The sequence below is a fragment of the Streptococcus gingivalis genome, assembly GCF_035544715.1.
GTDB classification, from domain to species: Bacteria; Bacillota; Bacilli; order Lactobacillales; family Streptococcaceae; genus Streptococcus; species Streptococcus gingivalis.
The window spans coordinates 274,630-296,701 of the sequence record NZ_JAYKTO010000002.1 but is presented as its reverse complement, the minus strand read 5'-3'; the positions used below and the strand labels follow the sequence as shown (position 1 = coordinate 296,701).

General features: G+C 43.0%; 16 protein-coding genes, 18 tRNA genes and 2 rRNA genes. All 36 read right to left on the bottom strand.

Annotated elements, in window-relative coordinates:
- Window positions 1-30: 30 nt before the first annotated feature.
- The 36 genes from purN to SM122_RS07565 all read right to left on the bottom strand — a co-directional run bounded on the left by purN (window position 31) and on the right by SM122_RS07565 (window position 21,976).
- Window positions 31-579: a phosphoribosylglycinamide formyltransferase gene (purN, locus tag SM122_RS07740; RefSeq protein ID WP_155169918.1), complete on the bottom strand. Its 549-nt coding sequence runs from the start codon at window positions 577-579 to the stop codon at window positions 31-33.
- A gap of 184 nt (window positions 580-763) precedes the next feature.
- Entirely contained in the window at window positions 764-1,786 is a 1,023-nt protein-coding gene (gene purM, locus SM122_RS07735; RefSeq protein ID WP_023920029.1) for a phosphoribosylformylglycinamidine cyclo-ligase, read from the bottom strand.
- A 30-nt stretch (window positions 1,787-1,816) separates the two neighbouring features.
- Window positions 1,817-3,256 carry an amidophosphoribosyltransferase gene (gene purF, locus SM122_RS07730; RefSeq protein WP_003009289.1) on the bottom strand — a complete coding sequence of 480 codons (1,440 nt, stop codon included), beginning with the start codon at window positions 3,254-3,256 and terminating at the stop codon, window positions 1,817-1,819.
- Between the two features lie 12 nt (window positions 3,257-3,268).
- A complete protein-coding gene (locus tag SM122_RS07725; RefSeq protein ID WP_195327283.1) occupies window positions 3,269-6,994 on the bottom strand; it encodes a phosphoribosylformylglycinamidine synthase in 3,726 nt (1,241 codons plus the stop codon).
- 55 nt (window positions 6,995-7,049) lie between these two features.
- Window positions 7,050-7,757, bottom strand: coding sequence for a phosphoribosylaminoimidazolesuccinocarboxamide synthase (purC, locus tag SM122_RS07720; protein ID WP_031574118.1), 708 nt, complete (start codon window positions 7,755-7,757; stop codon window positions 7,050-7,052).
- Window positions 7,758-7,907: 150 nt separating this feature from the next.
- Window positions 7,908-8,156, bottom strand: a complete 249-nt coding sequence (locus SM122_RS07715; RefSeq protein ID WP_031574126.1) for a phosphopantetheine-binding protein — start codon at window positions 8,154-8,156, stop codon at window positions 7,908-7,910.
- A gap of 3 nt (window positions 8,157-8,159) precedes the next feature.
- Window positions 8,160-9,155, bottom strand: coding sequence for a phosphate acyltransferase PlsX (plsX, locus tag SM122_RS07710; RefSeq protein ID WP_049506930.1), 996 nt, complete (start codon window positions 9,153-9,155; stop codon window positions 8,160-8,162).
- Window positions 9,152-9,931, bottom strand: a complete 780-nt coding sequence (recO, locus tag SM122_RS07705; protein ID WP_070666601.1) for a DNA repair protein RecO — start codon at window positions 9,929-9,931, stop codon at window positions 9,152-9,154. Before recO ends, plsX begins: the two co-directional genes overlap by 4 nt.
- A complete protein-coding gene (locus SM122_RS07700; protein WP_070464565.1) occupies window positions 9,915-11,096 on the bottom strand; it encodes a pyridoxal phosphate-dependent aminotransferase in 1,182 nt (393 codons plus the stop codon). The genes recO and SM122_RS07700 overlap by 17 nt, the downstream gene beginning before the upstream one ends.
- 155 nt (window positions 11,097-11,251) lie before the next feature.
- Window positions 11,252-12,100, bottom strand: a complete 849-nt coding sequence (gene srtB / locus SM122_RS07695) for a class B sortase, LPKTxAVK-specific (protein WP_125826835.1) — start codon at window positions 12,098-12,100, stop codon at window positions 11,252-11,254.
- Window positions 12,101-12,188: 88 nt separating this feature from the next.
- Entirely contained in the window at window positions 12,189-12,809 is a 621-nt protein-coding gene (gene abpA, locus SM122_RS07690; protein ID WP_134974866.1) for an amylase-binding adhesin AbpA, read from the bottom strand.
- A 225-nt stretch (window positions 12,810-13,034) separates the two neighbouring features.
- Window positions 13,035-13,175, bottom strand: a complete 141-nt coding sequence (locus tag SM122_RS07685; protein ID WP_173018797.1) for a hypothetical protein — start codon at window positions 13,173-13,175, stop codon at window positions 13,035-13,037.
- A 49-nt stretch (window positions 13,176-13,224) separates the two neighbouring features.
- A complete protein-coding gene (locus SM122_RS07680; RefSeq protein WP_049490632.1) occupies window positions 13,225-14,199 on the bottom strand; it encodes a ribose-phosphate diphosphokinase in 975 nt (324 codons plus the stop codon).
- Between the two features lie 181 nt (window positions 14,200-14,380).
- Window positions 14,381-15,646, bottom strand: coding sequence for a peptidoglycan hydrolase PcsB (pcsB, locus tag SM122_RS07675; protein WP_324737929.1), 1,266 nt, complete (start codon window positions 15,644-15,646; stop codon window positions 14,381-14,383).
- Window positions 15,647-15,739: 93 nt separating this feature from the next.
- Window positions 15,740-16,240 carry a rod shape-determining protein MreD gene (gene mreD / locus SM122_RS07670; RefSeq protein ID WP_024054580.1) on the bottom strand — a complete coding sequence of 167 codons (501 nt, stop codon included), beginning with the start codon at window positions 16,238-16,240 and terminating at the stop codon, window positions 15,740-15,742.
- 1 nt (window position 16,241) lies between these two features.
- Window positions 16,242-17,060: a rod shape-determining protein MreC gene (mreC, locus tag SM122_RS07665; protein ID WP_070675998.1), complete on the bottom strand. Its 819-nt coding sequence runs from the start codon at window positions 17,058-17,060 to the stop codon at window positions 16,242-16,244.
- Between the two features lie 62 nt (window positions 17,061-17,122).
- Window positions 17,123-17,210, bottom strand: a tRNA-Ser gene (locus SM122_RS07660).
- Between the two features lie 4 nt (window positions 17,211-17,214).
- Window positions 17,215-17,288, bottom strand: a tRNA-Ile gene (locus SM122_RS07655).
- Between the two features lie 33 nt (window positions 17,289-17,321).
- Window positions 17,322-17,392: transfer RNA gene (locus SM122_RS07650), tRNA-Gly, on the bottom strand.
- A gap of 16 nt (window positions 17,393-17,408) precedes the next feature.
- A tRNA-Phe gene (locus SM122_RS07645) sits at window positions 17,409-17,481 on the bottom strand.
- A gap of 3 nt (window positions 17,482-17,484) precedes the next feature.
- A tRNA-Met gene (locus tag SM122_RS07640) sits at window positions 17,485-17,558 on the bottom strand.
- A 9-nt stretch (window positions 17,559-17,567) separates the two neighbouring features.
- A tRNA-Ser gene (locus tag SM122_RS07635) sits at window positions 17,568-17,657 on the bottom strand.
- A 10-nt stretch (window positions 17,658-17,667) separates the two neighbouring features.
- Window positions 17,668-17,741 (bottom strand) — tRNA-Ile (locus tag SM122_RS07630).
- 16 nt (window positions 17,742-17,757) lie between these two features.
- Window positions 17,758-17,831: transfer RNA gene (locus SM122_RS07625), tRNA-Met, on the bottom strand.
- A gap of 6 nt (window positions 17,832-17,837) precedes the next feature.
- Window positions 17,838-17,911 (bottom strand) — tRNA-Pro (locus SM122_RS07620).
- A gap of 19 nt (window positions 17,912-17,930) precedes the next feature.
- A tRNA-Arg gene (locus tag SM122_RS07615) sits at window positions 17,931-18,004 on the bottom strand.
- A 36-nt stretch (window positions 18,005-18,040) separates the two neighbouring features.
- Window positions 18,041-18,114 (bottom strand) — tRNA-Arg (locus SM122_RS07610).
- Window positions 18,115-18,133: 19 nt separating this feature from the next.
- Window positions 18,134-18,219, bottom strand: a tRNA-Leu gene (locus SM122_RS07605).
- 7 nt (window positions 18,220-18,226) lie between these two features.
- A tRNA-Gly gene (locus SM122_RS07600) sits at window positions 18,227-18,298 on the bottom strand.
- A gap of 23 nt (window positions 18,299-18,321) precedes the next feature.
- Window positions 18,322-18,394, bottom strand: a tRNA-Thr gene (locus SM122_RS07595).
- Between the two features lie 17 nt (window positions 18,395-18,411).
- Window positions 18,412-18,493: transfer RNA gene (locus SM122_RS07590), tRNA-Leu, on the bottom strand.
- Window positions 18,494-18,499: 6 nt separating this feature from the next.
- Window positions 18,500-18,572 (bottom strand) — tRNA-Lys (locus SM122_RS07585).
- Between the two features lie 24 nt (window positions 18,573-18,596).
- Window positions 18,597-18,669 (bottom strand) — tRNA-Asp (locus tag SM122_RS07580).
- Between the two features lie 2 nt (window positions 18,670-18,671).
- Window positions 18,672-18,744: transfer RNA gene (locus tag SM122_RS07575), tRNA-Val, on the bottom strand.
- Between the two features lie 133 nt (window positions 18,745-18,877).
- A 5S ribosomal RNA gene (gene rrf, locus SM122_RS07570) occupies window positions 18,878-18,993 on the bottom strand.
- Window positions 18,994-19,072: 79 nt separating this feature from the next.
- Window positions 19,073-21,976 (bottom strand): 23S ribosomal RNA (locus SM122_RS07565).
- Window positions 21,977-22,072: the final 96 nt, after the last annotated feature.

Genomic DNA, 22,072 nt, shown 5'->3' with positions numbered 1-22,072 from the left:
CGAAAATGTTCTTTCCGATCAATGGCTTCCTTATTTTCGTGCTACTCCCAAACGTTCCAAGACTTCTGGATAGAGCTTGTACTCTGTTTCGTGGATGCGAGTTTCGAAAGTATCAAGGGTATCACCTTCAAGACGTGGCACACGGACTTGTTTGATAACCTTACCAGTATCAACGCCAGAATCCACCCAGTGAATGGTCACACCGCTCTCAGCAACGCCTGCATTCCAAGCATCCTCAATACCATGAGCACCAGGGAATTCAGGGAGATAAGCCGGGTGAATATTGATGATACGGCCTTCATAAGCTGCTAGCAAGGTTGGACTGACGATTTTCATATAGCCGGCCAAACAAACTAGGTCAATCTGGTGCTCATCCAAAAGTTTGACAATAGCTTCTTCATAAGCTGCTTTATTGTCAAATTCCTTGAGTTCAAAGGCATGACTCACCACGCCAAGGTTTTTGGCACGTTCTAAGACATAGGCATCCCGGTGATCGGAAAAGACAAATTCTACTGGAAATTGTTCCGCAATCACCTGAAAGTTTGAGCCGTTGCCAGAGGCAAAAACAGCAATTTTCATATTCGATACAAAGGGACGTTTCGGCTAGCCGAACAGTTTCGTAGAAAAATAGGAAATCATTGCTGGGTGCTTGCACACAAAATGATTTCTCTTTTTTCCTAGAAAATGAGTCCCGTGTTCAGTTAGGCTAGCTAACTAAACACTCCTTTCTACAATTTCTCCGTATAAAATGGTGATATCACCATTATTTAATCACCACACTTGCGCCATCTTTCTTCACAATCCGACCAATTTCATAAACAGGTTCGTCAAGAAGTTCTTTGACACGTTCCACATTTTCTGGTTTCACTGCAAGCATGAGACCAATTCCCATGTTGAAGATTTCAAACATTTCTTCATGTTTGATTTGGCCATATTTTTCAAGGGCTTTGAAAATTGGAAGAACTGGCACTTTGCTTTCATCAATTTCAGCAGCCAAGTCATCTGAGAACATACGTGGTACATTTTCGATGAAACCACCACCTGTGATGTGAGCAATCCCATTCACCAATTCTTCTTTGATGAGTGGCAAAGCTGCTTTGACGTAGATACGAGTTGGTTCCAAAAGAACGTCTTTAAGTTTCTTCCCTTCCAATTCTGGGAGAACTTCTTCACCTGTGTAATCTGCAAAGACACGACGAACAAGTGAGTAACCATTTGAGTGGATTCCGCTTGAAGCAAGTCCAAGAATCACATCCCCTTTAGCTACTTTTGAACCGTCGATGATTTGAGATTTTTCTGCAACACCGACAGCAAACCCAGCCAAATCATAGTCATCTTCACCATACATGCCAGGCATTTCAGCTGTTTCCCCACCGATAAGGGCTGCACCAGCCTGCACACAACCTTCTGCAACACCAGCAACGACTTGCTCTAATTTAGCAGGTTCATTTTTACCAGTTGCGATATAGTCAAGGAAGTAAAGGGGCTCCGCACCTGCAGCGATGATATCGTTAACACACATAGCGACACAATCTTGACCGATGGTATCGTGTTTGTCGTACTTGATGGCAAGCATCAGCTTAGTACCGACACCATCTGTACCTGAGATCAAAACGGGCTCTTTGACACCTGTTTTTGAAAGGTCAAACATGCCACCAAAACCACCAAGAGCTCCCATGACACCCGCACGTTCCGTACGAGCAACGTGTTTTTTGATCCGTTCAACAACTTCATAACCTGCTTCAACATCCACACCAGACTGTGCATACGCATTTTTATTTGTCATTTGTTTCATTCCTTTTCTTTTGCACTGCTCTTAATAGAAAGAAGTATGTTCTTTCAAACTTTCCACATAGCGTTCTTCGTAGTCATACAAAGGCGTTGGATATTTTCCATCAAAGTAAGCCACACAAAGACCGCCATTTGGAGCATCTGTATCAATTCCAATAGAATCAATCAAGCCATCGATTGACAAATACGTCAAGCTATCTGCACCAATGATATCGCGTGTTTCCTCTACTGTGTGATTGGCAGCAATCAATTCCTTACGTGTTTGAATATCGATCCCGTAGAAACATGGGTAGGCAAGGGCTGGGCTACCGATTGCTACGTGGACCTCTGTAGCTCCTGCTTCTTTCAATAACTTCACAATTCGACGTGATGTTGTCCCACGTACGATAGAATCATCGATCATGACAACCCGTTTGCCTTTCACGACACCGGATACGGCAGAGAGCTTCATCCGAACCCCTTGCTCTCGTAGTTCTTGTGTTGGTTGAATAAAGGTCCGTTGGGTATATTGGTTTTTAATCAAGCCCATTTCATTTGGTAGGCCAGATTCTTCCGCAAATCCCATGGCTGCGCTAAGTGATGAATTAGGTACACCGACCACAATATCTGCTTCATGTTTGAATTCACGTGCCAATTGAGCCCCCATACGTTTACGGGCTGTATGGACATTGACCCCTTGGATATTGGAGTCTGGGCGGGCAAAGTAGATATACTCCATTGAGCAAACAGCCAATTGGGTGTCCGTTGTATAGTTATCGTAAGTGATGCCGTTATCATCGATGATCACGACTTCACCCGGATTCACATCGCGGATCCACTCAGCACCAACCACTTCAAAGGCACAGGTTTCAGAGGAAACTACGATAGCGCCATTGGCCATTTTCCCAATCGAAAGAGGACGGAAACCATTTGGATCCAAGGCCGCAATCAGCTTATCTTCCAGCATGAGAAGGTAAGCAAATCCACCTTTCACCGTATTCAGGGCTTCTTTCACCTTACCCATGAAAGAAGGGTTGTGGCTCCGACGAATCAAGTGGGCCAAAATTTCTGAGTCAGAAGTTGAGCTAAAGATCGCCCCGTTATTTTCCAACTCCCGTTTGAGGGACTTGGCATTGGTCAAATTCCCGTTGTGAGCCAGTCCAAACTGGGTATCATGAAAGCGAAAGAGGAAGGGCTGGATGTTATCCACCGAAGCTTCCCCAGCTGTCGCATAGCGAACATGGCCAATCGCTCCCGTCCCCGTCAACTTATCCAAGTTAGCAGGATTTCGAAATACTTCTGAGAGAAGCCCCGTGTCACGATACCGTTTTAGTTGACCCGCATCATTTGAAAGGATCCCTGCCCCTTCTTGACCACGGTGTTGAAGACTGTGTAATCCGAAATAAGTCAGTTTTGCAGCATCTGGGTGTCCCCAGATCCCAAAAATACCACATTCTTCATTAAGAGATTTAACTTCGTATGTCATTTTGTATACCTTTTATTTTCCAGTAAAGTATTTAACCGCTGATGCAAAGAGATGTTGGTCTTTATTTCCTGGAATATTTTGGAAGAGACCATCTTCGAAACGTTCTGAGTGACCCATCTTACCAATAATTTGACCATTCTTACTTGTGATACCTTCGATCGCATTGACAGAACCATTTGGATTGTATTTTGAATCCATGCTTGGTTTACCTTCGAAGTCAACATATTGGGTAAAGATTTGACCATTGTCACGAAGCTCTGCGAATTCCTCAGCTGTCACGACAAATTTACCTTCACCGTGTGATACTGGGATGGCATGGATGTCACCAACTTCTACTCCGGCAAGCCATGGTGAGTTGGTGTTGGCAATCCGTGTTTCAACCATCTTAGCCACGTGTTGGTTGGCATCATTGTAGAAGAGGGTTGGACTGGTGCTACTTGCATCTTCAAAGTTACCGTATGGAAGAAGACCTGATTTAACAAGGGCTTGGAATCCGTTACAGATACCGATAATCAAACCACCTCGTTCAATGAAGTGATCGATGGCTGCACGTACTTTTTCATTAAGCAAGATGTTAACGATAAATTTAGCTGATCCATCTGGTTCATCCGCTGCTGAGAAGCCACCAGCAAAGAAGATAATGTTAGCTTTTTGGATATTGTCAACCATAGTGTCAACAGACTTGACAATAGCTTCTTCATTCAGTGTGACAAATGGTACCAAGTTGACTTTTGCACCTTCTTTTTCAAAGGCCTTAGCGGAGTCATATTCCGAGTTAGTACCTGGGAATACTGGGATGTAAACCACTGGTGTATCAACTGTTTCTTTAGCTTTGATCACAGCATCTGATGCTACAGCAGGTACTTCTTCCAACTCAGTTGCCTGTGCAAATTCCGTTGGGTAAACCTCTTCCAATTTACCTTGGAAGGCACTGTCAAGTTTGTGTCCATCAAGCGTTACACCGTTGACAGTAAGTGTAAAGTCAGTCACTGTTTGTCCAATCTTGGCAACACCTTCAATTTCTTCAGGCGATGTGAAGACGAATCCACCCAATTGGGCTGTCAAGCTAGTGTCAAGATCATCTAATTCAACGTTAGCTCCGATATGGTTCCCAAATGTTGCAAGGGCAAGAGCTTCAACCACACCACCATATTTAACAGCTGATGCTGCTGTCACTTTGTGGTCAGCTTGGATGGCTTCAAATTGAGTAAAGTTAGATTTAATAAGATCGAAGTCAATTTCTTGTGCCAATGCTTGACCTGGGATGTAGTAAATATTTTCACCAGCAGCTTTGAATTCTGGAGAAAGAACCTTACGGCTATCTGCAGTTGTCACCCCAAAAGCAACCAAGGTTGGTGGAACTGTTAATTCTTCAAAGGTTCCAGACATAGAGTCCTTACCACCGATAGATGGCAAACCAAGTTGAATCTGAGCTTCGATTGATCCAAGGAGAGCTGAGACTGGTTGACCAAAACGCTCTGCTTGTTTATCCATCCGCTCGAAATATTCTTGATAAGAGAAGCGAGCCTTAGACCAGTTGGCACCAGCAGCAACCAAACGAGCAGTTGCTTCGATGACCGCATAAGCAGCGCCATGATATGGAGACCATTCTGCTACATAAGGGTTGAATCCTTGCGCCATAACAGATGCAGTTGTTGTCACGCCATGTTGGACTGGCAATTTCTGTACAGAAGCTTCCGTTGGTGTGATTTGGTAGCGACCACCGAGTGGGTGATTGACTGTTGAACGACCAACTGAGCTATCAAAGATGGTTTGTAACCCTTTTTGACTGGCATGGTTCAGGTCAGCCAAGACTTCAAGAGTATCCGCTTCAAGGGTTGCAGCAGATGTTTGACGTTCTTCTGGAAGCTTGACATCCTTGTCAACCACCTTAGCATCTACAACCACACGTACACCGTTTGTATCAAGGAAACGACGTTCCAAATCAACGATTGTTTCACCATTCCAGTGCATGACAAGATTTGGTTTTTCAGTTACTGTTGCAACGACAACAGCATCAATATTTTCTTTGTTACATTCAGCAACGAAGGCGTCTACATCTTCTGGACGAACCACCACAGCCATCCGTTCTTGAGACTCAGAAATGGCAATTTCTGTACCGTTCAAACCTTGGTATTTCAATGGCACTTTGTCTAGATCAATTTCAAGACCATCTGCCAATTCACCGATAGCCACGCAGACACCACCAGCACCAAAGTCATTTGATTTCTTGATCAAACGGGTCACTTCCCCATTACGGAAAAGACGTTGAATCTTACGTTCTTCGATGGCATTCCCTTTTTGAACTTCAGCACCAGCTGTTTCAACAGATTCAACCGTTTGAACTTTAGAAGAACCTGTCGCACCACCGACACCGTCACGTCCAGTCTTACCACCGAGCAAGATAATCACATCACCAGCTTCAGGTTTTTCACGGACAACATTTTCCTTAGGAGCCGCACCGACAACCGCACCTAGCTCCATACGCTTAGCAACGAAACCTGGGTGGAAGTATTCACGAACATAAGTTGTTGCAAGACCAATTTGGTTACCATATGAAGAATAACCGTGGGCTGCTGTTTTAGAAATCACTTGTTGTGGTAATTTACCAGCACGAGTTTCAGCAATTGGTGTTGTAATATCACCAGCACCTGAGATACGCATGGCTTGATAAACATAGGAACGACCTGACAATGGGTCACGAATGGCCCCACCGATACAAGTAGCAGCCCCACCAAATGGTTCGATCTCCGTTGGGTGGTTGTGGGTTTCGTTCTTGAACATGAGAAGCCATGGCTCTTTCACACCATTGACATCCACTTCAATTTCAACAGAGCAGGCATTGATTTCATCAGACACTTCCATGTCGTCCAAACGACCATTGGCACGCTCATAACGACCAAAAATAGTCGCCATATCCATCAAGGTTTGAGGTTTTTCTGTACGTCCCAACTCATCACGCATGGCAATATACTTGTCATAAGTCGCTTGCAATTGTTTTTGGAATTTAGAAGCTGAGAAGTCGATATTTTTCAACTCAGTCTCGAAAGTAGTATGACGACAGTGGTCAGACCAGTAAGTATCCAAAACCTTAAGCTCAGTTTCAGTTGGCACACGTCCAATAGACTTGAAGTAATCTTGAATAAATAGAAGGTCATCCACTTCCATGGCCAATCCTTGCTCGGCCTTATACTGTGCAAAATCTTCTGCTGTATAAGTTTCAAAGAAATCCAAGTTTGGAATGGTCTTGTCAGACTCAGAGAAATCCTGTTTCGCAATACCAACAGTGATATCTTTGAAACGAGAGTCCACTGGGTTCAAGAGGTAGTTTTTGACAGCTTCCAATTCATTCGCATCAATATCCTTATTGACCAAGTAAAGTTGTGCTGTATTCACCGTTACATCATTTGAACTACCAAGCAAAAGCAAAGCTTCTTGTGAAGACGCCGCACGTTGGTCAAATTGACCAGGCAAACTTTCGATCGCAAAGAAAGCAACCTTCTCAAGATCAGCCTGAACCTCAGCTTCATCCAAAACAGTATCGGTCACCTGCTCAGAAAAAATATGTTTTTCCGCACGCGCAAACAAATCCTCTGCCAAACCAAAAACATCATAAACCTGAACAATCCGAAGATCATTCAAAGTTTTCAACTGAAGATTATGCTGTAATTCTTTTACTAAAGAGTCAGATTTGACACGAAAATCAGCTTTTTTCTCAACGAAAATACGTTTATCCATTTTAGTTCCTTTATCTATTTCTACTTAAAGATTGTAGTGACGACCAAGTATAACTTTACTTCAATCCCTGCAATTTCTCTAACACAACCTTATAAACATCCGTTAGATTGCCCAAATCTCTACGGAAAACATCCTTATCCATGTGGTGCCCTTCAGCATCCCAAAGACGGCAGTTATCTGGTGAGAATTCGTCTGCCAAGATGATCTTGCCATCCTTATCAAAGCCAAATTCCAATTTGAAGTCAATCAAACGAAGACCAATTTGTGCAAACCAATCTTTCAGCAATTCATTGATACGACGCGTTTCTTCCTTGATATAGGCAATTTGTTCGTCGTTAGCAATATCCAAAAACTTCACATGCTCGTCATTGATGAATGGGTCATCCAAATCATCGTTCTTATAGTAAAATTCAACGATTGGAGTTTTTAAGTCCAAACCTTCTTCAACGCCAAAACGTTTTGAGAAAGAACCCGCAGTCACGTTACGAAGAACAACCTCCAAAGGAATAATTTTCACTTTCTTGTTGAGTTGTTCAGTATCAGAAATACGTTCGATAAAGTGAGTAGCTACTCCCGCAGCATTCAATTTTTCAAAAATAAGAGACGAAATCTGATTATTTAGCACACCTTTTCCCTTAATAGTCTCCTTACGAGCCCCATTTAGCATGGTTGCCTGGTCCTTATAGACCGACTTAATCACATTTTCGTCCTCAGTAGTATAGATATCCTTAGCTTTTCCAGTATAAATCAGTTGATTGGTCATGACTTTGTTCGCCTTTCGTATTTTATCACCTTCATTCTATCACATACAAAGTGGATTTTCAATAAATTTCCGTACAATATAGGCAGAAACCGAATGAAAAGGACAGAAAAAAAGATCATCCAGAACAATCTCTGAACGATCCCTTTTCAACTACTTACTAGCAGTTCGTTTTTCGATATAGTCAACGACATCTCCTACCGTGTTAAAGTCATCAATAGCCTTGTCTGGAATCTCCAATTGGTATTCATCCTCAAGATTGATAATAAATTCCATCAATTCAACAGAGTCGGCTTGTAAATCCTTGCGCAAATCTGATTTCAAAGAAACTTGGAAATCTGGTCCCTTGCGGTCTTTGAGAAATTCCTCAATTGTAGCTAAAATTTCGTTTTGTTTACTCATACATTATCCTTCCTTCGATAATTCCTTCACTGATTTTCCAACAACATCTGTCTCTAACATAGTCCGAATCTGACGAATGGTACTATAGACTGCTTTTGCATCACTCGAACCATGCGTTTTAACAACAGGTGCTTGAAGGCCAAATAAAACCGCTCCTCCAACATCTGAGAAATCCAAGGTTTGTTTCAATGATTTCAACCGGTCCTTGAGGAGAAAAGCTCCTAGTTTCGCCTTCCAGTTTCCAGTAGCAATTGCTTGTTTCAATTGCTTCAAGATTCCAAAAGCTGTTCCTTCCATCGTTTTCAAGACAGCGTTTCCCGTGAAACCATCCGCCACAACGACATCGGCAACGCCATCCATCAAGTCACGCGCTTCCACGTTTCCAACAAAATGAATCGACTCATCCTCAGATAACAATTGGTAGGTTTCCTTGCGCAAAGGATCTCCCTTACTAGCTTCTGTCCCATTGTTCAATAGACCCACACGTGGTTTTTGAATCCCACGAACGTTTTCCGCATAGTAAGACCCCATCACAGCATACTGATGCAAGTGCTCTGGTGTATTTTCCGCATTGGCCCCTAAGTCTAGCATATCATAGCCACGACCATCAACCGTTGGAAGTGTCGACATCAAGCCAGGGCGTTCCACCCCTTTGATGCGGCCAACGATAAAGAAACCAGCCGCCAATAGCGCACCTGTATTCCCCGCAGATAGCATGGCATCGACCTCACCAACCTTCACATCCTTGGCAGCTAAGACCATCGAAGCCTGTTTCTTCCGACGAATAGCCCGTGTTGGCTCATCATCTGAATCGATTTTTTCTTCCGTATGCACAATCGATACACGTTCTGTTGCGGTTAAATAGTCTTTGATTTTTGCCTCATCGCCATACAAGACAATCTCAATATCATCAAAATCACGAATGGCTTGATTCACACCTTCTACCAAGGCTTGAGGTGCATTATCGCCCCCCATTGCATCTACTGCAATTTTTTTCATGTTTCACCTCCAGATGAATCTTTCATAATCGCTCCCCAATCACTCAAGGAATCGATAAACTTTTTAGCTTTTAAATGGATCCCTACATACTCCTCATACAACTGATCAATTGCCTGACGCAGAGCTGCTTTCATCTCCGCTTGTAGGGAAATCGTCTCTAACTCACTGAATCGTACTGCTTGAAACTGATCCAATAAATAGAGAACATTCGGATGCCAGTGAGCGCGTCTCTCATCCTGATCATAGTGATCCGGACAAAGCACCCCACTATACCGAAAAGAGTAATCAAAAGGAAGTCCAACCCGATGACAGAAACAGCATTCATGCAGATTCAAGACAACTCCAAATCGTGATAGAATCTGAATCTCAAAAATATTGGTTAAAACCTCATAATCCAGTCCCTCTTCCATCAAAGACAAGGTCTTTTCCAAAAAAGCAAACAGGGCCGGATCCACCTGATTATCCTGAATACTTGCATCTGCAAGCGCCAGAACATAGGTCGCATAAGAAAGGGCAAAAAGATCTGCATTGATTTTCTTATAAACCTGTACATCTTGAAAATCATCAATATAACTCAACCCATCATCATTGATTTTCAACAACATATCTGCCGTTACCAATGGTTGCAACATGGGATTCAACCGTGATTTTCCCGCATGTTTCACAAAAAACATCCGCTTCCCTGACTTCTCCGTGAAAATTTTGACCAGCTTGTCATCTTCACGAAACTCCCGATTATACAGGACAATTCCCCGGGTCTCAATTGACTCCAGCATGTTCTTCCATATACTCCTTCAAGCGTTTCATTGCTTCCTTGATAACCTCCATGCTGGCTGCATACGACAAACGCACATAGCCTTCACCATATTGGCCAAAAGCAGCACCTGGAATGAAAGCAACTGCTTTTTCACGCGCAAAATTCTGCAAGAAAGCAAAGGAATCTTGATTATAACCAGCTGGGATTTTAGCAAAAATATAAAAGGCTCCATCTGGCTTAATAATCTCAAACCCAAGCGCGGACATCTGTTCGATAATATAATCCCGACGCTTCACATATTCCTTCTTCATTGGTTCCGCATCATCCCGACCTTCCGTCAAAGCTTCGATCGCAGCATACTGGTTCATGGTTCCAGCAGCCGTTACCAAATACTGATGGCTCTTGATGAGTTGGGCCGTCAATGCAGCAGGCGCAAAGATAAAGCCAAGCCGCCAGCCTGTCATGGCATGAGATTTGGACAAGCCATTAATAACAATGGTCTGCTCAGGAATAAAGGAGGCCATAGAGACATGCGCTTCTCCAGTATAAGTCAGCTCTGAATAGACTTCATCACAAATCACAAAGACTTCATATTTTTTTAAGACAGCAGCTAATTCTGCCATCTGTTCGCGCGAATAAGTGACACCCGTTGGATTAGCTGGATAATTGAGAATAACAGCCTTCAATTTTTCACCCTGCTCTAGAATCGCCTTTTCCAACTTTTCAGGAGTCAAGACAAAACGATCTGCTGTCGTATCAATTTCAATAATCTCCGCCCCAACCAAATTCACAATCGGTTCATAACCAGGGTAGGCCGGTGCTGGGAGAAGGACTACATCTCCAGGTTCCAAGATTGCTGTCAAGGTTGCAGACAGGGCTTCTGTTGCACCAATCGTCACCAATATCTCATCTTCAGGACGATAGTGAATACCATACTTATCCGCCACAAATTGACTCGCAGCCTCTCGCAAGGCCAATAAACCACTCATCCCAGTGTAATGGCTAAAATTCGCATCAATGGCAGCCTTTCCTGCTTCTTTTACATGTTCAGGAGTTGTAAAATCCGGTTCTCCTAAAGTTAAACGCAAGACACCAGGAATGGAAGAAATTGATTGATCAAACTGACGAATCAAAGAAACTTCAATCCGATTCAGATTTTTATTAAAACGTTTCGTTAAATCCATAGAACACCTCCAAAAACACTTATATTCATTATACTATAAATAGGACCCCATCGCAAAAGAACAAGCCAGAACCCCACCTTTTGCTCACCATCAAAGGACATTTCAACAATCCTTTCATACAAAAAAGACTTAGCATTGCTAAGTCTTTCAAGACATTATTGTTGACCACGTGTTGCCACGTATTTCAATTGATCTGCATGTTTTGCCACAAAATCCTTCATTTCTGAATCAGGAATTCGACGAAGGTAGAGGTTAGAACGAATCGTTTCATCCTCTTCACGACAAGTTGACAATACTAAATACTTATCAGATGCTTTGATCTTGATATTAGGATTCTTCGTACGAGCTGACTCATAGATATTCTTCAACTGAGTGGTAAAATCTTTATCATCTGTAAAGCTTGTACGGTAGAAAGCAGTATCCTCAGGGACAATAACCAAGCCCATTACTTCATAGTAGTATTTCCGCTCTGGTGTCTCAATCACAACATACGGATGTTGGTCCAAATACTCTTGTTTGTCATAGTAGTTGACATCATTAAACATGCGATGATCGCCGACCTTACTACCACGAGCATGACCAAACAGCCAAGTCAAACGATCACTGAAGTCCTTCTTATTATCCATATCCATGAAGACTGTCCCCATGTATGGCTCATTTCCACCGTCAAACGTCTTATTCAAATAAGTTTCATTATCAGTGGTTTGTACAACAGGTTCATCCAACTCAGTACCCGGTGCATAGACATAAGCAATTGCCTCAGGGTTAACAGCTGTTAACTGAGCAAAACGATTTTTCAAGTAATCTTTTTCTTCTTGGCTTGGTTCATATTTAGTTTCTTGCTTGGTTGAGCTTGTTCCAGTTGTTTTTTTAGCCGTGCTAGATGACTTAGTTCCTCCAAATGGATTAAAGAAAATAAATCCAGCAACAAGAACAACAACTGCAACAAGAGCAGCAATTACAAGACCCAATTTAGTTGAACTTTTTTCCCCAGCTCTTTTCATTGATCGATCTCCTCTTGATGATTTTTTCTAAAAAATAACACTGAACCCGAAGGTCCAGTGATATTTTACGAGCTAATTAATAATCAAATTATTTAACTGCGCTTGTTTTTGGAAGAGCTTTACCAGCTTGTTTTGAACCAGCTTTACCAGCTTCTGCTTTTTTAGCTGCTTCTTCTGCTTTAGCTGCGTCAGCTTTAGCTGCGTCAGCTTTAGCTGCGTCTGCGTTAGCTTGTTCTGGATTAATTCCATGTTCTTTCAAGTAACGAGCGTTAGCTTGTTCTGGAGTTTCATTCAAGATATAGTAACGGCCTTCTTTTTTCTTAGCTGTGTTTTGAACAGTTTGGAATTGTTGTACATATTTGTTACGTACGTTCAAGAATGCAGTATTGAATGCTGCTTCATAAGCTGCTTTCTTTTCTCCGTAAAGGTGTGAACCACCTTCAACAGCATCAAATTCAGCTTTAGCTGCTACTACAGCTGGATCTTGAGCTGCTTCAGCTTTGATTTCTTCCATGTGACCGTTAAGGTATTCTTCAACTGTACGAGCACTTACAAATTCAGATTGATCATAGTATTTTGAAGCGACGTCAGTATCTTGAGGTCCTCTAGGATTGTTAGCTCCACCGTTGACTCCACCTTCGGCAAGAACTGGTGCTGCTGCAGCAAATACTGCAAGAGCTGCTACTGATGATAATAAAACTTTTTTCATTGTTTTATCTCCTTTTTTTCTTTTCAAAAATTATTCGTTACTTCGTAACTATGACTAGTATACTAGGATATTCTTCCCATGTCAAGACTTTTTCTTCAATTTTTTAAAAAAAGTTTAAGATTTTGACCTATTTGAAAGATAAAATTACGAATTCGTAACACTCCTAAATAAATTTAATTTCTGTAGATATCATCAATAAAGTTTCATTTTTCTTCTATACGAATCCTATTTCACAACCCCATTTTTAGGCAATCGTTTCTTGGGCAAACTAGGATCAGCCTTTGCTTCTAGTTCTTTAGCTGCTTGAACCAGTTTTTTCCGTTTCTTTTCTTTTTTTAGATTTTCCAACCATTTTCTGATTTCCATTTGTATATCCTCCTAAATAAAAGAGGCCAGTTACCCAGCCTCCTTATTGTTAACATTTTTTGGCATTTCCGATTTCAAATAGAGGGGAAAGAGGACGATTTTCGTGAATGCGAACAATAGCCTCTGCAAGGAGTTTCGCAATCGAAATTTGCTCAATCTTATCAATTAATCGATCTTCCGGTAGATAAATCGTATCCAACACCACCAACTTCTTAATGGCTGATTTTTGGATGTTGTCCATCGCTGGTCCTGATAAAACAGGGTGAGTACAGCTTGCATAAACTTCAACAGCACCTGCTTCTGCAAGGGCATCCGCCGCATGACAGATTGTACCAGCTGTATCAATCATATCATCAATCAAAATACAAGTCTTGCCTTCAACACTCCCAATGATATTCATCACTTCACTCGTATTCATCTTATCGACACTTCGACGTTTATCAATAATCGCAATTGGTGTCTTCAAAAATTCAGCTAATTTCCGAGCACGAGTCACACCACCATGGTCTGGACTGACAACAACATAGTCTTTCCCAATCATCCCGCGACGTTCAAAAAAGTCGGCGATCAAAGGCGCACCCATCAAGTGGTCAACAGGAATATCAAAAAAACCTTGAATCTGAGCGGCATGCAAATCAATTGTCAAGAGGCGATCAACTCCAGCAACCTCAAGCATATTGGCTACCAACTTAGAAGTGATTGGTTCACGAGCCCGAGCTTTCCGGTCTTGACGAGCATAGCCGTAATACGGCATCACCACATTAATAGATTGCGCACTAGCCCGTTTCAACGCATCTACCATAATCAAAATTTCCATAAGATTATCATTAACCGGTGAGCTAGTGGATTGCAAAATATAAACATCTTTCCCACGGATTGATTCTTCAATATTAACCTGAATTTCTCCATCAGAAAATTGACGAACCGTTGACTTTCCAAGCGGTAGTCCCATTTCGCGAGACACACGTTGAGCCAATTCTTGATTTGACGACAAAGCAAAGAGCATTAAATCAGAAAATGACATGATTTCCTCCAGTAAAATCTAAAAACCATATTGTACAGTCAGCACAAATTTCTCCTGTAAACATTTTATCTCTTTTTAAGCAAATATTCAAATATTAATTTATGGAAAATACAAAATCCGGCCCTACTGACACTCTTTCAAAAAAAAGAAGCAGAACAACTGTCCTGCTTCATGGTAATTCTTAGTTTGGATAGATATAAGTTACAGTACCTTGAGCTGTTGTTGGGTTGAACCAACCACGGTAATTTCCAATACTACGGATACCGTTATAGTTAGATTCAGAAACTTGGATACTTGTTGTAGATTGAACGGCTGTAACGACTGCTACGTGTCCATAGCCACCATCATTCCAACATGCAATAGCACCAACTTGTGGTTGAGATCCTGTACGGAATCCAGCAGCCGCTGCACTTGCAGCCCATTGACCGCCGTTGCCCCAGTAATCGCCAGCCCATGGAGCCAATGTCTTCGCACCCCATGTACATTCACCAACTGGATAAGATGATGCAGATGTACTATAAGTTGGACGAGAAGTAGTTGCTACTGGAGCTGCTGCTGCTTGAGTTTGAACAGCAGGTTGAGCTGCTACTGATGTTTGTGCTGCCGCTGGTGTTGCAGCAGGTGCTGCCGCTGGGGTTGCAACAGGTGTTTGTGCTGCTGCCTGAACTTGTGCTTGAAGGGAAGTATTTGCAGAAGCTTTCACAGCTGCTTGTTGTTCCTTTTGTTTTGCACGGTAAGCTGCTTCGGCTGCTGCCGCTGCCGCTGCCGCTTTTTCAGCTTCAGCTTTTTGTTGCAACAAAGCGTTCTTTTCGTTTTCAGCAGATGATTTTTCAGCTGCCAAATTCAATTGTGCCACTTTCAACTCAGCTTCTTTAGTTGACAAAGCTTGCGCATCATCTTCTAATTGCTGTTTATTTGCAATAACAGTATTGATAGCGTCGTTGTTTTCTTTTTGTTTTTGTGCAATGTCTTCTTTATCACGTTTTTGCTCTTGCAACATTTTGTTGTTAGCATCTGCAATTTCATTCATAGCAGAAATACGTGAGATAGCTTCTGTCAAAGATCCAGAGCTAACAATCGCATTAATATAGCTTGTTGCAGTTCCAGTTGTTTGAGCACTACGTGCTTGATTTGCAAGTGATTCTTGACGAGCAACAATATTTTTTGACAACTCATCAATCTCAGCTGACAATCGTTCAGATTCTTCATTCAAACGGTCATTTTCAGCTTGAAGATTTTCTTGTTGTTGTTTAATTTCAGATACTTGACCTTGGATTTGATCTACCTGAGCTTGTGCACTTTGTTGTTGTTGATTAATACTATTGATTTTGTTATCTTGAGCAGCAATCTTATCATCTGTTGAGTCAGCTGATACACCTGCTACAACAGCACCTTGTGATAAAGCAACTGTACTCAATAAGATTGTGGCAAATAATTTTTTCTTCATTAGATAAATTTTCCCTTTCTAATAAGACACTAACTAGTATAACAAATTTTTTGAAGATTTATATTACGCTATTGTTACATTTTTATTTCGAGTTTATAAATAAATCTTTTCAAGTAAAGGCTGTAATACGATCATTAGAAGCACATTCAAAATTAAACTTGGAAAAATTTGGTAAATAATTAGTGTAATCCAGTTAAATTTTATGCCGATAAAAAGAATCAAAAGAAGATTTGTTAAAATCTGAAATAATAGAATCGTTAATAAAAATGTAAAAAAACGAGTCAATCGATTGACCAAAATAATCTGATTACACCGATAAAAAATCACCTGTAGTAAAGGAAATACTAGGAAGGTAATTCCTAAAGTGTGTAAAAAATACACATCAAAACAAAAACCAAAGAAGACTCCCCACCAAATACTAGCTATCTCAGAGAAATAGAGACTCAATAACATAAAACCATATAGAAATAAAAATGAAGTAGGTTCAAAGGAGTTTGGACTGAAACGAGAAATAAGAAAAGAGATCTGTCCGTCAACAAATAAAGATAAGAATAAGATTAAAGGGAAAAAATGGTACTTACGTATGACTTTCACACTACTCTCCAATCAATAGTACATAACGATTGACATCTAAATTAGCCTTTGGTTTCACACGAATTTCTTGCCCTAACTGATCAGATGCCTTTTGAGTAGAAGCCACTGTACCAAGAGGTAAGTCACTACTCTTATATTTTCCTAAACCACTTGTTGAAACCAGAGATCCTTTTTTAATTTCAACTGGATCTCCAATTTGCAACAACCGAAACTCACCTGTCTTCTCGTCATAACCATTTAATAAAGCAAAAATAGATTGACCTTGACTCTCAATTTTAAACGTCAGGTGTTGTGAAGAAATAGTATCTTCGACTAATAATTTCACTTTGCTAGAATTTTTCTCTATACTTTCTACCACACCAATGACGCCACCAGACGAAAGAACAAACATAGAATCAGAAATTCCATCTGAACTACCTTTATCAATAACAAATTCCTGATCCCACGAACCATAATTACGGTCAATAATCTCACTAACGACTTGTTTAGAACCCGATACAGAATTCTTGATTGACATCAAATCCTTTAATTCTCTATTTTCTGATTCCAAACGGTTAAGTTTTGACTGGTCAATATCCTTTTGATAAAGACGTGATTTTAACGAACGGTTTTCATCATTTAATTCAGATAAATTCTTTAAATCCTTTGCCTTAGATTCCACAACAACAAATGGTACCGATACTGCCTTATCAACAATAGCAAATATATCAGAAGATTTTAAAACAATCGAAGTTCTAACAGATGGAAAAAGAAATAAAATTCCTGAAACAGTTAAAACAAACACAAAACTAAAAATTTTAAAGAATCGATTCAAGAACATAGACAAAACCTTCAAAAATATAAAAAATAGTTTGAGATGACATCTCAAACTTGGAAATTATACGGAGAATGGGGGATTCGAACCCCCGCGCCGGTTACCCGACCTAACGATTTAGCAAACCGTCCTCTTCAGCCTCTTGAGTAATTCTCCAAAATGGGCACGAGTGGACTCGAACCACCGACCTCACGCTTATCAGGCGTGCGCTCTAACCACCTGAGCTACGCGCCCAAGTTAAAAACTTGGTAAAGAACCTATGTTCAAAGCGGGTGACGAGAATCGAACTCGCGACAACAGCTTGGAAGGCTGTAGTTTTACCACTAAACTACACCCGCTTATTATTAAAAGAAATGGCGCGAGACGGAATCGAACCGCCGACACATGGAGCTTCAATCCATTGCTCTACCAACTGAGCTACCGAGCCAAATTGCGGGAGCAGGATTTGAACCTACGACCTTCGGGTTATGAGCCCGACGAGCTACCGAGCTGCTCCATCCCGCGTTAATATTAAGGAGGATGTGGGATTCGAACCCACGCACGCTTTTACACGCCTGACGGTTTTCAAGACCGTTCCCTTCAGCCGGACTTGGGTAATCCTCCAAGATAACAATGGACCTTGTAGGACTTGAACCTACGACCACTCGGTTATGAGCCGAGAGCTCTAACCAGCTGAGCTAAAGGTCCAACAAGATCAACAATATAGCGGCGAAGGGGATCGAACCCCCGACCTCCCGGGTATGAACCGGACGCTCTAGCCAGCTGAGCTACACCGCCATAATATCGGGAAGACAGGATTCGAACCTGCGACACCTTGGTCCCAAACCAAGTACTCTACCAAGCTGAGCTACTTCCCGATCTAAAGCTACCGCTTTATGCACCCTAGAGGAGTCGAACCTCTAACCGCCTGATTCGTAGTCAGGTACTCTATCCAGTTGAGCTAAGGGTGCTCGTTCCTATTCAATTATTACATAGCCTTGCGACCATGCACCCTAGAGGAGTCGAACCTCTAACCGCCTGATTCGTAGTCAGGTACTCTATCCAGTTGAGCTAAGGGTGCTTCTTTCAACCTTTGTCTATGCCGAGGACCGGAATCGAACCGGTACGATCGTTACCAATCGCAGGATTTTAAGTCCTGTGCGTCTGCCAGTTCCGCCACCCCGGCCTCCTCAAGCGAACGACGGGATTCGAACCCGCGACCCCCACCTTGGCAAGGTGGTGTTCTACCACTGAACTACGTTCGCATTGCTTTCTTTATATAAAAAAATGCCGGCTACATGACTTGAACACGCGACCCTCTGATTACAAATCAGATGCTCTACCAACTGAGCTAAGCCGGCTCATTATTATTCTTCTATGCGGGTTAAGGGACTTGAACCCCCACGCCGTAAAGCGCCAGATCCTAAATCTGGTGCGTCTGCCAATTCCGCCAAACCCGCAAAATATGACCCGTACTGGGCTCGAACCAGTGACCCATTGATTAAAAGTCAATTGCTCTACCAACTGAGCTAACGAGTCTTAAAATAATTTTCATTATCTTAACGGTCCCGACGGGAATCGAACCCGCGATCTTCGCCGTGACAGGGCGACGTGATAACCGCTACACTACGGGACCTATGGGAGTTAACGGGATCGAACCGCTGACCCTCTGCTTGTAAGGCAGATGCTCTCCCAGCTGAGCTAAACTCCCAGATGGTCGTTTAACTCAGCCAACGGTGAGAAACTACGTTTCTCTTATCCGCCGATTGGAATCTCGAATACCTCTCGATTCCAACTAAGCTAAACTCCCAAATGAGCCTAGAATTAACTAGGCTCAATCTCTTGCTAAGCGACTACCTTATCTCACAGGGGGCAACCCCCAACTACTTCCGGCGTTCTAGGGCTTAACTGCTGTGTTCGGCATGGGTACAGGTGTATCTCCTAGGCTATCGTCACTTAACTCTGAATGCTTAAACATTCAAAATTGAATATCTATATTCTAACAAGTTAAACTCACGTTGTCAATATCTTCTGACTCTTTGGATAAGTCCTCGAGCTATTAGTATTAGTCCGCTCCATTGCTCACACAACTTCCACTCCTAACCTATCTACCTGATCTTCTCTCAGGGCTCTTACTAACATATAGTTATGGGAAATCTCATCTTGAGGTGGGTTTCACACTTAGATGCTTTCAGCGTTTATCCCTTCCCTACATAGCTACCCAGCGATGCCTCTGGCGAGACAACTGGTACACCAGCGGTAAGTCCACTCTGGTCCTCTCGTACTAGGAGCAGATCCTCTCAAATTTCCTACGCCCGCGACGGATAGGGACCGAACTGTCTCACGACGTTCTGAACCCAGCTCGCGTGCCGCTTTAATGGGCGAACAGCCCAACCCTTGGGACCGACTACAGCCCCAGGATGCGACGAGCCGACATCGAGGTGCCAAACCTCCCCGTCGATGTGAACTCTTGGGGGAGATAAGCCTGTTATCCCCAGGGTAGCTTTTATCCGTTGAGCGATGGCCCTTCCATACGGAACCACCGGATCACTAAGCCCGACTTTCGTCCCTGCTCGAGTTGTAGCTCTCGCAGTCAAGCTCCCTTATACCTTTACACTCTGCGAATGATTTCCAACCATTCTGAGGGAACCTTTGGGCGCCTCCGTTACCTTTTAGGAGGCGACCGCCCCAGTCAAACTGCCCGTCAGACACTGTCTCCGTAGATGATGAACCTACCGGGTTAGAGTGGCCATAACACAAGGGTAGTATCCCAACAACGCCTCCATCGAAACTGGCGTCCCGATCTCAATGGCTCCTACCTATCCTGTACATGTGGCACAGACACTCAATATCAAACTGCAGTAAAGCTCCATGGGGTCTTTCCGTCCTGTCGCGGGTAACCTGCATCTTCACAGGTACTAAAATTTCACCGAGTCTCTCGTTGAGACAGTGCCCAAATCATTACGCCTTTCGTGCGGGTCGGAACTTACCCGACAAGGAATTTCGCTACCTTAGGACCGTTATAGTTACGGCCGCCGTTTACTGGGGCTTCAATTCATACCTTCGCGTTACCGCTAAGCACTCCTCTTAACCTTCCAGCACCGGGCAGGCGTCACCCCCTATACATCATCTTACGATTTAGCAGAGAGCTGTGTTTTTGATAAACAGTTGCTTGGGCCTATTCACTGCGGCTGACTGAAAGCCAGCACCCCTTCTCCCGAAGTTACGGGGTCATTTTGCCGAGTTCCTTAACGAGAGTTCTCTCGCTCACCTGAGGCTACTCGCCTCGACTACCTGTGTCGGTTTGCGGTACGGGTAGAGTATGTTTAAACGCTAGAAGCTTTTCTTGGCAGTGTGACGTCACTAACTTCGCTACTAAACTTCGCTCCCCATCACAGCTCAATGTTATAGAATTAAGCATTTAACTCAATTCACACCTCACTGCTTAGACGTGCACTTCCAGTCGCACGCTTTAGTTAGCCTACTGCGTCCCTCCTTCACTACATACTCTAGTACAGGAATATCAACCTGTTGTCCATCGGATACACCTTTCGGTCTCTCCTTAGGTCCCGACTAACCCAGGGCGGACGAGCCTTCCCCTGGAAACCTTAGTCTTACGGTGGACAGGATTCTCACCTGTCTTTCGCTACTCATACCGGCATTCTCACTTCTATGCGTTCCAGCGCTCCTCACGGTACACCTTCTCCACACATAGAACGCTCTCCTACCATACCTATAAAGGTATCCACAGCTTCGGTAAATTGTTTTAGCCCCGGTACATTTTCGGCGCAGGGTCACTCGACTAGTGAGCTATTACGCACTCTTTGAATGAATAGCTGCTTCTAAGCTAACATCCTAGTTGTCTGTGCAACCCCACATCCTTTTCCACTTAACAATTATTTTGGGACCTTAGCTGGTGGTCTGGGCTGTTTCCCTTTCGACTACGGATCTTAGCACTCGCAGTCTGACTGCCGACCATAATTCATTGGCATTCGGAGTTTATCTGAGATTGGTAATCCGGGATGGACCCCTCACCCAAACAGTGCTCTACCTCCAAGAATCTCTAATGTCGACGCTAGCCCTAAAGCTATTTCGGAGAGAACCAGCTATCTCCAAGTTCGTTTGGAATTTCTCCGCTACCCACAAGTCATCCAAGCACTTTTCAACGTGCCCTGGTTCGGTCCTCCAGTGAGTTTTACCTCACCTTCAACCTGCTCATGGGTAGGTCACATGGTTTCGGGTCTACGACATAATACTAAAGCGCCCTATTCAGACTCGGTTTCCCTGCGGCTCCGTCTCTTCAACTTAACCTCGCATCATATCGTAACTCGCCGGTTCATTCTACAAAAGGCACGCTCTCACCCATTAACGGGCTCGAACTTGTTGTAGGCACACGGTTTCAGGTTCTATTTCACTCCCCTCCCGGGGTGCTTTTCACCTTTCCCTCACGGTACTGGTTCACTATCGGTCACTAGAGAGTATTTAGGGTTGGGAGATGGTCCTCCCAGATTCCGACGGGATTTCTCGTGTCCCGCCGTACTCAGGATACTGCTAGGTATAAAGACTATTTCGAATACGAGGCTCTTACTCTCTTTGGCTGACCTTCCCATGTCATTCTTCTATACTCTTTAAGTCCACATTGCAGTCCTACAACCCCGAAGAGTAAACTCTTCGGTTTGCCCTCCTGCCGTTTCGCTCGCCGCTACTCAGGCAATCGCTTTTGCTTTCTCTTCCTACAGCTACTTAGATGTTTCAGTTCACTGCGTCTTCCTCTACCTATCCTTAACAGATAGGAGTACTAGCCATTAGCTAGTGGGTTCCCCCATTCGGACATCTCTGGATCGTCGCTTACTTACAGCTCCCCAAAGCATTTCGTCGTTTGTCACGTCCTTCTTCGGCTTCTAGTGCCAAGGCATCCACCGTGCGCCCTTATTAACTTAACCTTATTTTTGGTCTTACGACCTAAACTCTTTAAATATTTACAGCGTTTCGGTTTATTTTTCTTGTTACTATTTGATATAGATATTCAATTTTCAATG

Excerpts from the sequence above, each read along its gene's own strand:
- pcsB (WP_324737929.1), bottom strand. The coding sequence starts at position 15,646 with ATGAAGAAAAAATTATTTGCCACAATCTTATTGAGTACAGTTGCTTTA.
- mreC (WP_070675998.1), bottom strand. The coding sequence starts at position 17,060 with ATGTTCTTGAATCGATTCTTTAAAATTTTTAGTTTTGTGTTTGTTTTA.
- SM122_RS07725 (WP_195327283.1), bottom strand. The coding sequence starts at position 6,994 with ATGGATAAACGTATTTTCGTTGAGAAAAAAGCTGATTTTCGTGTCAAA.
- recO (WP_070666601.1), bottom strand. The coding sequence starts at position 9,931 with ATGCTGGAGTCAATTGAGACCCGGGGAATTGTCCTGTATAATCGGGAG.
- purC (WP_031574118.1), bottom strand. The coding sequence starts at position 7,757 with ATGACCAATCAACTGATTTATACTGGAAAAGCTAAGGATATCTATACT.
- purN (WP_155169918.1), bottom strand. The coding sequence starts at position 579 with ATGAAAATTGCTGTTTTTGCCTCTGGCAACGGCTCAAACTTTCAGGTG.
- SM122_RS07685 (WP_173018797.1), bottom strand. The coding sequence starts at position 13,175 with ATGGAAATCAGAAAATGGTTGGAAAATCTAAAAAAAGAAAAGAAACGG.
- purF (WP_003009289.1), bottom strand. The coding sequence starts at position 3,256 with ATGACATACGAAGTTAAATCTCTTAATGAAGAATGTGGTATTTTTGGG.
- SM122_RS07700 (WP_070464565.1), bottom strand. The coding sequence starts at position 11,096 with ATGGATTTAACGAAACGTTTTAATAAAAATCTGAATCGGATTGAAGTT.
- srtB (WP_125826835.1), bottom strand. The coding sequence starts at position 12,100 with ATGAAAAGAGCTGGGGAAAAAAGTTCAACTAAATTGGGTCTTGTAATT.
- SM122_RS07715 (WP_031574126.1), bottom strand. The coding sequence starts at position 8,156 with ATGAGTAAACAAAACGAAATTTTAGCTACAATTGAGGAATTTCTCAAA.
- plsX (WP_049506930.1), bottom strand. The coding sequence starts at position 9,155 with ATGAAAAAAATTGCAGTAGATGCAATGGGGGGCGATAATGCACCTCAA.
- abpA (WP_134974866.1), bottom strand. The coding sequence starts at position 12,809 with ATGAAAAAAGTTTTATTATCATCAGTAGCAGCTCTTGCAGTATTTGCT.
- purM (WP_023920029.1), bottom strand. The coding sequence starts at position 1,786 with ATGACAAATAAAAATGCGTATGCACAGTCTGGTGTGGATGTTGAAGCA.
- SM122_RS07680 (WP_049490632.1), bottom strand. The coding sequence starts at position 14,199 with ATGTCATTTTCTGATTTAATGCTCTTTGCTTTGTCGTCAAATCAAGAA.